Consider the following 13,777-nt stretch of genomic DNA (forward strand, 5'->3'; position numbering starts at 1 on the left):
ACCGGCGGCGGGACGGGTGGCGGGACCGGCGGTGGGACGGGAGGCGACACCGGCGGAGGAACGGGCGGCGGGACCGGCGGTGGCACCGGAGGAGGAACCGGCGGCGGGACCGGCGGAGGAACGGGAGGCGGCACCGGAGGAGGAACCGGTGGCGGGACTGGAGGAGGAACGGGAGGTGGGACGGGAGGGGGCACCGGCGGAGGAGTCGGCGGCGGGACGGGAGGCGGGCAGGGCGGGGGACCCAACCGGTAGCGCGCCGCGACGGGCCGGACCTGGGAAGGCAAGGGATCAACGTGCGGTCGGGCAGCCGGGACCAGGGACCGGGCCCTTGAAGGTGTAGCGGAGCTTCGCCGACGCGCGGAGCGAGCGGTGCGCGCAGCCGGGCCTGCGCGCGGGCAGGCCTCGCCAGGGTGGCGGGGGGCCCGGGACCCATCCATCGCCACGAAAGGAGCAGCCTGCAATGCCAGAATACCTCGCGCCAGGCGTGTACGTCGAGGAGACCAGCTTTCGCGCCAAGTCCATCGAGGGCGTAAGCACCAGCACCACGGCCTTCGTGGGACCCACGCGGCGCGGGCCCATCGGCGAGGTGCCGGAGCTGGTGACCAGCTTCGCCGACTTCGAGCGCGTGTACGGCGGCCTGGCCGACGTCCACGGCCGCCCCAACTACGTGGCGCACGCGGTGCGCGCCTACTTCAACGAGGGCGGCGCCCGCCTGTACGTGTCGCGCGTGTACCGCGGCGACAACACGGTGGCCTCGTCGGGCGTGCCGGTGGCCAGCGGGCCCGGCGGCGGCACCCTGTCGTTCGTGGCGCGCTTTCCCGGCAGCGGCACCAACGGCCGCGTGATCCTGCTGGAGCAGTCCACCCCCGCCACCGTGCGCACCATGCGCAACGCGGCGCTGGGCACCCTGCTGCGCGTGGGCAGCGGCGTCATCGCCCAGCCGGCGCGGCTGCGCATTCCCGGCTCGGCGCCGTTCAGCGTGCCCGACGGCGAGACGCTGGAGATCACCGGCATTCCCAACGTGGCCTTCGAGGGGCAGGCGGCCACGGTGACGGGCGCCGCGGACCTGAACTTCGGCGACTTCGACACCTCCACCGACGAGCAGCGCACGCTGGAGGTGACCGTCGGCGGGGGCGCGGTGCAGCGCATCCTGGTGCCCGCCGCCGTGGCCGACGCGCAGGAGGTGGTCGACATCCTGAACCGCGAGCTGCGGGGCGGCTACGCCGAGCTGGCGGCCGGCGGCGAGCTGGTGGTGGGGACGGAAACGCGCGGCCACGGGGCCTCGGTGAGCGTGGCGGCCAACCCGCTCTTCGGCTTTACCGTGGCGGCGTCCGACGCCAACGCGCCCGACGCCAACAACACGGTGCGGGACCTGAACGCCGTGTCGGTGGCCGAGCTGGACGCCATGCTGACCCCCGAGGGGATCCGCGTGAGCGAGACCGCCGGCGAGGTGTGGCTGACCACGGTGGACGCGGGCGCCGGGGAGACGATCACGGTGACGGCGGCGCCGGCCTCGTTCGGCTTCGACCTGGACCCCAATCCCGTCTCGGCCAGCGGCTCCGCGGGCACCACCCCCACCTACTTCGTCAAGCGCGAGGGGGGGTGGACGGCGCCCGACGCCGCCACCCTGAGCATCGCCGGGCTGGGCGAGCTGGACGCCCCCGGGGGCGCGGCCGCCTTCCTGTCGATGTTCGTGCAGACGGAGGACGCGGACGGAAACGTGATCGCGTACGAGGGCGTGGCCTTCGACCGCGCGCACCCGCGCTGGCTGGGCAACGTGCTCTCGGTGACGCCCGCCCGCCGGGCCGACCACCTGGAGCAGGTCTACGCCGCGGTCGAGACGGGGGTGGGGGTGAACGCCTTCGAGCTGCGCTCCAGCCTGTTCGGCGCGTCGGCGCGGCGCGAGGTGCCGGTGCAGGGCGGCAACGACGGCGACGAGCCCAGCGAGGCGGTGTACCGCGCGGCGCTGGCCACGCAGGAGTCGCTGGACGACGTGTCGATCGTGGCGGCGCCGGGGCACACGGCGTGGGCGGAGTGGCAGGGGATCCAGGGGGCGGTGATCAGCCACGTGGAGCGCCCGCGCGCCTACCGCATCGCCGTGCTGGACGTGCCCGTCGACCAGACGGTGGGCGGCGCGCGCGACGTGCGCAGCCGCATCGACAGCACCAAGGCGGCGCTCTACTACCCGTGGGTCACCGTCAACAACCCGCTGGCCCGCCCGGGCCGCGACGACATCCCCCGCGAGATCAACCTGCCGCCTTCGGGCTTCATCACCGGCATCTACGCGCGCAACGACGTGCAGCGCGGGGTGCACAAGGCGCCAGCCAACGAGGTGGTGCGCGGGGCGCTGCGCTTCGAGACCGACATCAACCACGCCGAGCAGGAGTCGCTGAACCCCATCGGCGTCAACTGCCTGCGCTTCTTCCCGGGGCGCGGCTTCCGGGTGTGGGGCGCGCGCACGGTGAGCAGCGACCCCGAGTGGAAGTACGTGAACGTGCGCCGCTACTTCAACTACGTGGAGCGCTCGGTGGACCAGGGAACGCAGTGGGCGGTGTTCGAGCCCAACGGCGAGGCCCTGTGGCGCAACGTGAGCCAGACCATCGGCGACTTCCTGTACAACGAGTGGCGCAGCGGCGCGCTGCTGGGCGGCTCGCCCAAGGAGGCGTACTTCGTCAAGTGCGACCGCAGCACCATGACGCAGAACGACCTGGACAACGGCCGGCTGATCTGCCTGGTGGGGATCGCGGTGCTCAAGCCCGCCGAGTTCGTGATCTTCCGCATCGGCCAGAAGACGGCGGACGCGAGGACGTGAACGGGTGAAGGGGTGAAGGGGTGAACGGGTGAAGGCCGGATTGCGGCCGATCATCCACCCCCACTCACGCACTCACGCACTCACGCACTCGGCAGGCACTGGCGCAGTCGACTTTCGCACTTTCGCACCTCGCACTTTCGCACTCTGGAGGATCGATGCCGGACCGCATCACCCCCTACGGGGCGTTCAACTTTCTGGTCAACCTGAACGGCCCCATCGGCCCCGAGGAGCCCCTGGGCGGCTTCTCCGACGTCTCCGGGCTGGGGACGGAGACGACGATCGCCGAGTACCGCAACGGCAACGACGCCGAGAACCACGTCCGCAAGGTGCCCGGCGTGCACAAGGTGAGCGACGTGACGCTCAAGCGCGGCATCGTGAGCAGCGCCGACCTGTGGGAGTGGATCCAGAACGTGCGCCGCACCGGCCCGCTGGCGCAGCGCAACGTGGTGATCACCCTGCGCGACGAGACGGGGAGCGACGTGCAGAGCTGGACGCTGCGCGGCGTGGTCCCCCTGAAGTACACCGGCCCCACCCTGGCCGCCAAGGGCGGCGGCGACGTGGCGATGGAAGAGCTGGTGCTGAGCGCCGAAGCGCTGGAGCTGAACGGATAAGGGGAAGTGCCTGGTACCAGTTACCTAGTACCTAGTTACCTAGTACCTAGTACCTAGTACCTAGTACCTAGTACCTAGTACCTAGTACCTAGTACCTGGGAATCAGGTACCCGATACCAGGCACCCGACCCTCGTCACCCGTTCACCCGTTCACCCCGTCACCCGTTCACCGATGCACGGCGTCACCTTCGACCCCCCCGCCCCCGCGGCCGCCGATCACCCCAACCGGGCGGACGTGGCCCTGTTCGTGGGCTTCGTGCACCGGCGGCGCGGGACGCTGAACGGGGAGCGGACGGCGGACGCGTCGGCGGCGGCGCTGCGGGCGCAGCCGGCGCGGGGGCTGGCGGAGGGCGCGCGCACCGCTGGGCCCTCGCCGCTGCCGCGCGAGGTGTGGCGCTGGCTGCACGAGCGCGGCTGGGCCAGCGGGCCGTACGCCCGCACGCCGCGCGAGCTGCGGTCGCTGCTGGACGTGCCGGTGCCGCTGGAAAGCTGGGAGGCGTTCACGCGGCTGTTCTGCCCCGAGATGCGCCGGCTGGACGCGGAGGGGGCGCGGGGGATGGGATACCTGGCGGCGGCGGTGCGCTCGTTCTTCGAGCAGGGGGGACGCCGGTGCTACGTGGTGCGCGTGGGGCGGCCCTGGCGCTACACGGCGGGACGGGCGCGGCGGATGGAGAAGCTGGACCGGCTGGTCCCCGGCTGGTTCGCGGGGCTGCCGCCGTCGAAGGCGGCGCGCGAGACGTGGCGCGGGGTGGCGCACCTGTTCGGGCTTCCCGACGTGTCCTTCGTCTGCCTGCCGGACCTGGCGGACCTGGTGCGGCCGGACCCCGCGCCCCCGGAGCCGCTGGTGCCCCTTCCCGCGACGTCCGAGGGCTTCGTCGTCTGCTCGGAGCCGGCGCCGGCCACCGGGGGGGCGGACCCCGCCTGGCGCCGCTGGCCGGCGCCGCGGGTGGACCGGCAGGGGTTCGCGGCGTGGGCGCAGGCGGTGAACGTCGTGGGATCGATGCTGCGGACGCACCACCGCGAGGCGCACCTGCTGGCCGCCGTTCCCCTGCCGGCGCCGGAGCTGGTGGCGGACCTGGCCGGCGGACGGGTGGCGGCGGCGGACGACCTGCTGGGCTTTCTGCTGGAGCCGCGGGTGGGGCCGGGGGGGCGGGAGCTGCCGGGGCTGGGGCTGGCCAGCGCCTTCGTGCAGCTGGCGTATCCCTGGGTGCGCACCGCGGCGTCGGGGCTGCTGCCGGAGGGGCTGGAGCCGCCGGACGGGGTGCTGGCGGGGGTGCTGGCCCGCAACGCCCTGGTGCGCGGCGCGTACCGCAGCGCGGCGGGGCTGCCGCTGGAGGGCGTGTGGGACCTGCACCCCGTCCTGGGCCGGGGACAGCTGCTGCGCGAGCACCCGTACGGCGCGGGGGCGGAGACGCGCACGCTGCAGGACCGCGTCTGCGTCCTCGGCCCCACCCCCGCGGGGTTCCGCCTTCTCTCCGACGTCACCACGTCGGACGACGAGAACTACCGCCCGGCCGGGGTCAGCCGCCTGGTCAGCGCCCTGGTGCGCGCGGCGCGGGTGCAGGGCGAGGACGCCACGTTCGAGAGCAACGGCGAGCGGCTGTGGGCGCGGCTGCGCGAGCGGCTGGACGCGTTGCTGCTGGGAATGCTGCGCGAGGGCGCGCTGCGGGGCGAGACGGTCTCCGACGCCTTTTCGGTGCGCTGCGACCGGACGACGATGACGCAGAACGACCTGGACGCGGGGCGGGTGGTGGCGCACGTGCTCTTTCAGCCCACGGCGCCCGTGGAGCGCATCTCGGTGGTGCTGGCCTCGGAGACGGGGGGCGGATTGGCGCTGCGCTCGGCCGGCGGCGCGCGGGAGGCGGCGTGACCTCGCTCCGTCCGCCATCCAGGCTCCGCAAGGGGAATGGCCTCACACAGAGTCAGCAGAGTCAGCAGAGTTCGCTCGTGCTGTTTCCTCTGCGCTCTCGGCGCGACGCCTTTCCGTGGTGAGCGGAGGCATGGCGCTCACGTCGACGAGGCACGAGCCGGCGTGGGGCTGCGGGAGCGGGAGAGGGATGGAAGCGCGGCAGGGGGCCATGAGAATTTTTTTGGGGGGGATGCGGATCGGTGGATGATCTGGGCGGCGCACGGGAACAAGCTGCTCGCACGACCTGATGCGCGATCTGGAGAACCTTCCGCCGGCTCGATGCACGGGGTGAGCGAACGTCTCGCGGACGCCTGGTCTTTTGACGAATCCGGGATGAGGATGAAATGGCCACGCTGACGCCGGGGAACGAGAACCTGCTCTTTCCCGCCCACGTCTTTCGCTTCCAGGTGGACTTCGCCGAGGAGCCGCTGCCGCCCAACACGGGGTCGGCCAACGCGGTGAGCGTGCCCCTGTGCAGCGGCGCGTTCAGCGAGTGCGCGGGGCTCGAGGCCACGATGGAGCCCAAGACCATCAAGGAGGGCGGCAAGAACTACGGGGTGAACCACCGCGCCGGCCCCGTCACCTTTGCCACCGTGGTGCTGAAGCGGGGGATGACGACCACGCGCGACCTGTGGAAGTGGTTCGAGCTGGTGGCCAAGGGGGCGTACGCGTACCGCCTGTCGGCCACGGTGACGCTGTTCGGCGCGGCGCCCAGCGTGGACGGAGAGCCGGAGCCGCTGGTGTCGTGGAAGCTGGAGCGGGCCATTCCCGTGAAGTTCAAGGCCGCCGACCTGAACGCGAAGGGGACCGAGGTGGGGATCGAGGAGCTGCACCTGGCGCACGAGGGGATGACGCTGGTGGCGCGGGGAGGAGGCGCCGCGTGAGCGACGAGACCGCCACCTTCGTCCGCGCGCACTTCAAGCGCCTGGGCGGCGAAGCGGTGAACTTCGACGTCCACTTCAACCCCGCCACCCTGGGCTACGAGATCACCAACGCCGCCCCGCCGGGGGACGGCGACGCGGGAAAGAGCAAGCAGTTCACGGCGCTCAGCACGGGCAAGCTTTCCATGGACCTGGTGTTCGACACCACCCACGACGGCACCGACGTGCGCGAAAAGACCAGCCTGGTCTCGCGGCTGATGGAGCCCGACCCCGGCACCCGCGCGCCGTGGGAGACGGAGTTCTCGTGGGGGATGTACAAGTTCACCGGCGTGGTGGCCAGCTACAAGGAAACGCTGGACTTCTTTGCCCCCTCGGGCGTCCCGCTGCGCGCGGCGATCAACCTGTCGATGTCCAGCGGCAAGGACCAGAACCCCTTCAACCCCACGCGGGGGAAGACGGTGAACACCGCGGGGCACCTGGAGCCCGCCGTGGTCCCCCCGCCCGCCGGCGGCGCCGCGGCCGCGGCCGCCCGCGCCGGCGCGCCCAGGGCCGCCCGCTCGCTGGCCGCGATGAACGGGCAGGAGAGCCTGCGCTTCGGCTCCGGCACGTCGCTCACCGTCCCCGGCACCGTGCCGCTGAAGGGCGCCATGGGCATGTCCGCGGGCGCCTTCGCCAGCACGTCGGGCGGCTTTCAGGCGGGCGCGTCAGGAGGAATGAAGCTGGATCCGCAGGCGCTGCTGCCCGGCGCGCCGACGGCCGGGATCACCGCGGGGGCGGGTGCCGCGTTCGGGGTGGGCGGGCAGGCGCGATCCTCCGGGTCCGCCAGCCTGAAGGCGGACGTGGGCGCCGGGGTGTCGCTGGCCGCCCGCATCCGCTTCGGAGAGTGAGTGCGGATAGGGAATAGGGAATAGGGAATAGGGAATAGGGAATAGGGAATAGCCGGCAACGGCGGGTCGGGTGCGGCTGACCCAGGTTCCCTGAGCAAGGGTGCGCGCAGCGGGTGACGACTCACACAGAGTCAGCGGAGTTTGCTCATGCCGATTCCTCTGCTCTCTCGGCGCGAAGCCGTTCCGTGGTGAGCGGAGGCATGGCGCTCACGTCGACGAGGCACGAGCCGGCGTGGGGCGGCGGGAACGGGAGAGGGACGGAAGGGCGGCAGGGGGCCATGAGAATTTTTTTGGGGAGGGATGCGGTCGGACGGATCGTCGCCGGAGCACGCTGGAACAGGCCGACTGCACGACCTGAAGCGCGATCCGGAGAGGCGTCCGCCGGCTCCGCGGCCGGGGGTGAACGCGCGGCACTCTCCATGGGAACATCGTTCGGAACCGGATCAGGTGTGACGCCATGCCCGTGATCATCGAAGAAGTGGTGGGGACCGTCCAGCCGGAGGCATCGAGCGTGGGCGACCGGACGGAAACGGAGCGCGCCGCCCGGCAGGGGCGCGCCCTTCCCGACCCGCGCGCCGTGCGCGGCGAGCTTAGCCGCATGGCGCGCCGCCAGGCGCGGCTGCGCGCGGACTGAAGGAGGCGCCCCGTGCCCGAGACCGCCGCCAGCTCCCTCGCCGTCTACTCGGCCCGCCCCACCCTCAAGGTGGACGGCCGCGCGGACGAGCGGCTGCGCGCCGCCCTCCTGGCCATGGAGATGACGGAGGGCGAGGGCGGCATGTCCGCCGCGGAGCTGCGCTTCAACAACCACGGGCCGATCGGCGGGTCGAGCGCCGGGCTGGCGTTCGAGGACGGAAAGACGCTCAAGCTGGGCGCCGTCATCACCCTGTTCGCGGGGGACGAGACGCAGCCGCGCGAGATCTTTCGCGGCACCGTCACCGGGCTGGAGGCCAGCTTTTCGGGGGACGCGGCGCCGGAGCTGGTGGTGCTGGCCGAAGACGCCCTGCAGAAGGCGCGGATGGCGCGCCGCACCGCCGTCCACGAGCGCGCCACCCTGAGCGCCCTGGCCTCGGTCGTCGCAAACGCGGCGGGATTGACGCCGAAGGTCACGGGATTGAGCGACGACCTGGGAACGCAGGTGCAGCTGAACGAGAGCGACCTGTCGTTTCTGCGCCGCCTGCTGGCCCGCCACGACGCGGACCTGCAGGTGGTGGCGGGCGAGCTCCAGGTGGCCCCGCGCAACGAGATCCGCCGCGGGCAGGTGGAGCTGGCGATGTACTCGGCGCTGCGGCGCGTGCGGGTGCTGGCGGACCTTGCCCACCAGGTGACCGAGACCACCGCCAGCGGCTGGGACCCCGCCCAGGGCGAGCGGGTGAGCGCCACCAGCGCCGGCACCCACGCCGGGCCGGGCGCGGGAAAGAAGGGCGCGGAGCTGCTGCAGGGGGCGCTGGGCGCGCGCAGCGAGCACGTGGCGGACGTAGCCGTCTTCACCGACGCCGAGGCGCGGGCGCTGGCCGAGGCGGCGTTCGACCGACGGGCGCGCCGCTTCGTCGTCGCCGAGGGCGTGACGGAGGGGAACCCGCTGCTGCGCGTGGGGACGCACCTGAAGCTGACGGGGCTGGGGCCGCGCTTCAGCAACACCTACCACGTGGTGCGGGCCAGCCACCGCTGGGACGCCGAGCGGGGCTACGAAACCGAGTTCGAGGCCGAGTGCGCCTTTCTGGGGGAGGGATGACCGCCGTCGCCGAGTTTCCGCCCACCGTCTTTGCCCCGTCCCGCGGGCTGGGAAGCGCCTGGCTGGCCGAGGTGGTCTCCGTGAGCGACCCCGAGCGCCTGGCCCGCGTGCAGGTGCGGCTGCTGGGATGGGACGGCGTGGGCGAGCAGGACGCCCCGGTGTGGGCCCGCGTGGCCAGCGCCTTTGCCGGCGCCGGCCGCGGCGCCTTCCTGATCCCCGACGTGGGCGACGAGGTGCTGGTGGTGTTCGCGGGCGGCGACCCGCGCTATCCCGTCGTCGTCGGCGGACTGTGGAACGGCGGGGCCGCGCCCCCCGAGCAGCTGGGCGGCGACCGGGTGGACCGCTGGGCGCTGGTGAGCAAAAAGGGATCGAAGATCTCCATCGTCGAGCAGTCCGCGCCCACCATCACCCTGGAAACGCCGGGCGGTGTCTCCGCGACGCTGACCGACCAGGGGGGCGGCGAGATCGAGCTGGTGGCGGGGGGAACCACCATCACCCTGAACGCGCAGGGCGTCACGGTGCAGACCGGGGGCAAGGTGAGCGTGCAGGCCAGCCAGGTGGACGTCAGCGCCGGGATGGTCAAGGTGGACGCCGCCATGTCCACCTTCAGCGGGATGGTGAAGTGCGACGTGCTGCAGGCCAGCACCGTGATCTCGGCCACCTACACGCCGGGGGCGGGGAACGTATGGTGACGCACGCGCACGCCCTGCGCGGCCTGGGGCTGGACGGCGCCCGCCGCGGCGCCCCGCTCCTCCTGCAGCGCACCGACCTGGAGGTGGTCCCCGCCGTCCTCGACGAGCTGTCGACCGACGCCGGGCGCCGCAAGCTGGCCGCCTCGGTGGCGCGCGAGCGGGGCGACGACGGGCGGCTGCGCCTGTATCAGCCCGTGCACCGCACCTTTCACCTGGCCCTGGTGGAGGCGTTCTGCGACGAGGTGGGCGAGCCGCGGGTGGACCCCAGGCGCGTGGAGAGCGCCGGCCTCGTCGTCCGCCGGCTGGGGCGCGGGGGGACGACCACCGAGGGGTGGATGCGGACGGAGAACCGCGTGCTGGGGTGGAAGGCGCTGGCCGCCGCGCAGCTGGAGCGCGACCCCGACCCCGCCCGCCGCCCGGCCCCCCTGCGCGCCGGCAACGCCGAGGTCACCCGCCGGCTGAGCGAGGCGGTGGCGGTGGAAGAGGTGGCCGAGACGGTGTCGCCGCTGTTCGTGGCGCCCCCGGACGTCTGCCGCGCGGCGGGGCGCACGGTGCTCTTCGGCTTCGTCCCGCTGTCCAGCGCCGAGACCAGCGAGGAGCCCCGCACCCCGGTGGTCTACACCGACGCGGAGGTCCGCGAGCTCCTTCCCGTGTGGGTGCGCACCGTGGGGACGCACGCGTGGGCGCAGGACCGCGAGTACGACGACGGGACCACCAGCGGGCAGCTGCGCTTCCTGGAGACCATCGGCTTCTGGGACGCGGCGGAGGTGATGGCGGCGCTGAACGGGGTGACGGTGCGCTACGGCAGCCCCCGCTGGCAGAACGGCCAGCAGGTGTGGGACCGCACCGGCCGGCTGGGCGACGAGCTGCGCGCGGCAAAGGACAGCCTGGACGCGCCGGCGCGCCGCACGACGGAGGCGCGGCAGTGGACGGTCTCGTCCGCCACGGCGTCGGCGGTGATGGCGGCGGCCAAGCGGCTGCTGGAGGCGCGGATGGCGGCGGCGCGGCCGGGGGTGGGGCGGTTCGACCCGCGCAACGACCGCTTTTCGGTGCGCGCGTTCGCCCGGCTGAAGCGCTGCGACGGGTGCCCGCCCGAGCTGGTGTGGAGCGAGCCCAGCGAGCCCTTCGCCATCGTTCCCTGGTACGAGGCGGGGGTGCTGCCCCCGGTGCGCGTGGTGCTTCCCGACGCCACGCCCGAGTCGCTGCGAAAGCTGAAGCCCAGCGTGAGCTTCGTCACGCCCAGGAGCGTGGCCGACAAGATGGCCGGGATGGGGCTCAAGGACCTGACGGAGGGCAAGGGGCCCTCGGGCGGCGGGATGGGGCTGGACTGGATCTGCGGATTCAACATCCCGATCATCACCCTGTGCGCCTTCATCGTCCTGAGCCTGTTCCTGGCGCTGCTGAACATCGTGTTCTGGTGGCTGCCGTTCGTAAAGATCTGCATCCCCCTCCCGCGTAGCCTTCCCCGCGAGGAAGTGTGATGGCGACCGAAACCACCGCGAGCCCCCTGCTGGGGTGGCCGCTGCTCCCCCTTCCCGGCGCCGGCGGCGAGCTGGCCTGGCCCGGGCTCGAAGAAAGCATTCGCCAGGGGATCCGCGTGATCCTGCTTACCCGTCCCGGCGAGCAGCTGATGCGCCCGGAGTTCGGGGCGGGGCTGGGCGAGTTCCTTCATCACCCCAACTCGCTGGAGACCCGCCGCGCCGTGCGCGACCGGGTAAGCGAGTCGCTGGGCCGGTGGGAGCCGCGCATCGCCGTGGACCGCGTGGAGGTGTGGGAGGTGGCCGACCGCCCCACGCAGCTGCGCCTGGAGATCGCCTACCGCGTGGTGCGCACCGGCGCCGCGCAGCAGCTGGGGCTGGTCATGGAGCTGGGAGGCTAAGGTGCCCATCAAGCCCCCCGTGCTGGACGACCGCGGGTTCGACGACCTGGTCCAGGAGCTGGTCGCGCGCATTCCCGCGCACACCCCCGAGTGGACCCACCCGCGCCCCGGCGACCCCGGCCGCACCCTGCTGGAGCTGTTCGCCTGGCTGGGCGACGCGCTGCTGTACCGCGTCAACTTTCTCCCCGAGCGGCAGCGGCTGGCCTTTCTGCGGCTGGTGGGCGGAACGCTGCGGCCGGCGGAGGCGGCGCGGACGCTGGTGTCGCTTTCCATCGACAACCCCGCCGTGACCCGCGCCAGCACCCTGCGGCCGGGGGCGCTGCTCAAGGGGCCGGTCCCCTTCGAGACGCGCGGCGAGGTGACCGTCCTTCCCGTGACGGCGCAGGCGTACGTCAAGCGCCCGCTGGAAGAAAGCGAGCGCGCGGGGATGCGCGAGGTGCTGGACGGGCTGCGCTCCCTCTACCGCCTGGGGACCGACCCGGTGCCCTACGTCACCACCCCGGTGTTCGCGGGCGGGGCGGCGGAGCAGGCGGGGGTGGACCTGATGCGCCGCACGGTGGACGGCTCGCTCTGGCTGGCGCTGCTGGCCCCAGCGGCGGCGGTGGTGGACGACGTGCGCGACACCCTGGGCGGCGACGTGAACGGTGCCCAGCGGGTGCTGAACGTAGGCGTCGCCCCCGCGGTGGAGGTGCCGGAGCGCTTCGGGGAAGAGGTGGGGCTGCGGGGGCGCATTCCGCTGGTCTGGGAGATCACCACCGGCGCCACGGCGCCCAGCGAGCCGCGCTTCGCCGCGCTGGACGTGGCGGAGGACACCACCGGCGGGCTGGCGCGGCGGGGGGTGGTGCGGCTGGTGCTGCCCGGCCGCACCCTGATCGGCGCGCCGGCGGACGACGTGCGCGCCAACCTGGACGCCGGCGTGGGCGACGCGCCCCCGCGGCTGGACGCGCCCGACGACGCGGAGCGGCTGGTGGCCTGGGTGCGCCTGCGCCCCCGCGACTTCCTGCACGCCCTCCGCCTCTCGTGGGTGGGCGTGAACGCGGTGGAGGCGGACGCGCGGCAGACGGTCGCGGCGCGCGTGGTGGCGGTGAGCGACGGGTCGCCCGACCAGGAGGTGCCGCTGGGCGCCACACAGGTGGACGCCGGGGCGCTGGAGCTGGAGGTGGAGGCGGAGGAGGGATACGCGGCGTGGACGCGGGTGGACGCGCTGGCCACGGCGGAGCGCGACGACACGGTGTTCGAGCTGGACGCGGAGGCGGGGACGGTGCGCTTCGGCGACGGCGTGCGCGGGCGGATCCCGGAGGAGGGGCGGCGGATCCGGGTGCGGCGGATGCGGGCCGGCGGCGGCGCGGCGGGAAACCTTCCCGCGGGGACGCTGACCAAGGTCACCGGGCAGGCGCTGGAGCCGGGGCCGCTCCCCGCGCTCAAGGTGCTGCAGCCGCTTCCCGCGCAGGGCGGCGAGGACGCGGAGCGGCTGGAGCAGGCCGAGCGCCGCATTCCCGCGTGGATCCGCCACCAGGACCGCGCCGTGACCGCGGACGACTTCCGCCGGCTGGCGGGGGAGACGCCGGGCGTGCGCGTGGGACGGGTGGAGGTGCTTCCCCGCTTCAAGCCGCAGCAGCGCCGGCCCGAGGTCCCCGGCGTGGTGTCGGTGATGGTGCTGCCGCACAAGGACGTGCGCCTGGCGCCCAATCCGCGGCCGGACCGGCCCTTCCTGGAAGCCGTGCACGCGCACCTGGACGCGCGCCGTCCGCTGACGACGGAGCTGTACGTGATCGGGTGCGAGTACGTGCCGCTGGGCCTGTCGACGGCGATCCGGGTGCGCGACGGGTGGGCCCGCGAGGCGGTGGTGCAGTCCGTCCGCGACGCCCTGCGCGCGGCGCTCTGGCCGCTGGAGCCGGGGGGCGCGGAGGAGCGCGGGTGGCCGCTGGGGACCGCCGTGCGCGAGCGGGAGATGGAGGTGGTGGTGGCGCGCGTTCCCGGGGTGGCCGAGGTGGCGGGGGTGAACCTGTTCGGCCGCCAGCGCGAGGGGTGGGTGAACCTGCGCACGGGCCCCGGCCTTTCCGCCGTGCTCCCGCTGGAGCCCTGGCAGCTTCCCGAGCTGCTGTCGGTGGTCGTCGCGCTGGACGAGGCCGTCCCCGAGACGCTGGCCGGCGCGCCCAATCCGTTCGGCGGATGGGCGGGCCCGGTGCCCGGCGGCGGGACGCAGCCGGGGACGGCGGTGCCGGTGGTGCCGGAGGTGTGCTGAAGGGGTGAAGGGGTGAAGGGGTGAAGGGGTGAGGCGGAGAGTTGGGTGCCCGGGGTGCACGGGCGAATGAATTCGCTGCAACGAGCACACGAAATCCGCCTTCGCGGATTGGAAGATTGGGATCGCAGG

At 73.4% G+C, this 13,777-nt stretch carries 11 protein-coding genes; all 11 read left to right on the forward strand.

The annotated features are described in order from the left end of the window. The first annotated feature begins 460 nt into the window (after positions 1-460). Positions 461-2,812, forward strand: coding sequence for a phage tail sheath family protein (locus VGC13_RS06140; RefSeq protein WP_331124342.1), 2,352 nt, complete (start codon positions 461-463; stop codon positions 2,810-2,812). 155 nt (positions 2,813-2,967) lie between these two features. Then, positions 2,968-3,423 carry a phage tail protein gene (locus tag VGC13_RS06145; RefSeq protein ID WP_331124343.1) on the forward strand — a complete coding sequence of 152 codons (456 nt, stop codon included), beginning with the start codon at positions 2,968-2,970 and terminating at the stop codon, positions 3,421-3,423. A gap of 172 nt (positions 3,424-3,595) precedes the next feature. Continuing rightward, on the forward strand, positions 3,596-5,293 hold the full coding sequence (locus VGC13_RS06150) for a hypothetical protein (protein WP_331124344.1): 1,698 nt from the start codon (positions 3,596-3,598) through the stop codon (positions 5,291-5,293). A gap of 383 nt (positions 5,294-5,676) precedes the next feature. Next, positions 5,677-6,216 (forward strand): phage tail protein, encoded by a 540-nt coding sequence (locus VGC13_RS06155; protein ID WP_331124345.1) that lies wholly within the window; start codon positions 5,677-5,679, stop codon positions 6,214-6,216. Further along, entirely contained in the window at positions 6,213-7,100 is an 888-nt protein-coding gene (locus VGC13_RS06160) for a hypothetical protein (RefSeq protein ID WP_331124346.1), read from the forward strand. Before VGC13_RS06155 ends, VGC13_RS06160 begins: the two co-directional genes overlap by 4 nt. A gap of 457 nt (positions 7,101-7,557) precedes the next feature. Continuing rightward, a complete protein-coding gene (locus VGC13_RS06165) occupies positions 7,558-7,734 on the forward strand; it encodes a hypothetical protein (protein WP_331124347.1) in 177 nt (58 codons plus the stop codon). A 12-nt stretch (positions 7,735-7,746) separates the two neighbouring features. Beyond that, on the forward strand, positions 7,747-8,832 hold the full coding sequence (locus VGC13_RS06170) for a hypothetical protein (RefSeq protein ID WP_331124348.1): 1,086 nt from the start codon (positions 7,747-7,749) through the stop codon (positions 8,830-8,832). Next, the gene (locus VGC13_RS06175) at positions 8,829-9,524 is read left to right on the forward strand and encodes a phage baseplate assembly protein V (RefSeq protein WP_331124349.1); all 696 of its coding nucleotides are present in this window, start codon (positions 8,829-8,831) and stop codon (positions 9,522-9,524) included. The genes VGC13_RS06170 and VGC13_RS06175 overlap by 4 nt, the downstream gene beginning before the upstream one ends. Further along, positions 9,521-11,005, forward strand: a complete 1,485-nt coding sequence (locus VGC13_RS06180) for a hypothetical protein (protein WP_331124350.1) — start codon at positions 9,521-9,523, stop codon at positions 11,003-11,005. Before VGC13_RS06175 ends, VGC13_RS06180 begins: the two co-directional genes overlap by 4 nt. Next, a complete protein-coding gene (locus VGC13_RS06185; protein WP_331124351.1) occupies positions 11,005-11,403 on the forward strand; it encodes a GPW/gp25 family protein in 399 nt (132 codons plus the stop codon). Before VGC13_RS06180 ends, VGC13_RS06185 begins: the two co-directional genes overlap by 1 nt. A gap of 1 nt (position 11,404) precedes the next feature. Beyond that, on the forward strand, positions 11,405-13,648 hold the full coding sequence (locus VGC13_RS06190) for a putative baseplate assembly protein (RefSeq protein ID WP_331124352.1): 2,244 nt from the start codon (positions 11,405-11,407) through the stop codon (positions 13,646-13,648). The last annotated feature ends 129 nt before the right edge of the window (positions 13,649-13,777 follow it).

Origin of the sequence: Longimicrobium sp. (assembly GCF_036399255.1) — a bacterium.
GTDB lineage: Bacteria > Gemmatimonadota > Gemmatimonadetes > Longimicrobiales > Longimicrobiaceae > Longimicrobium.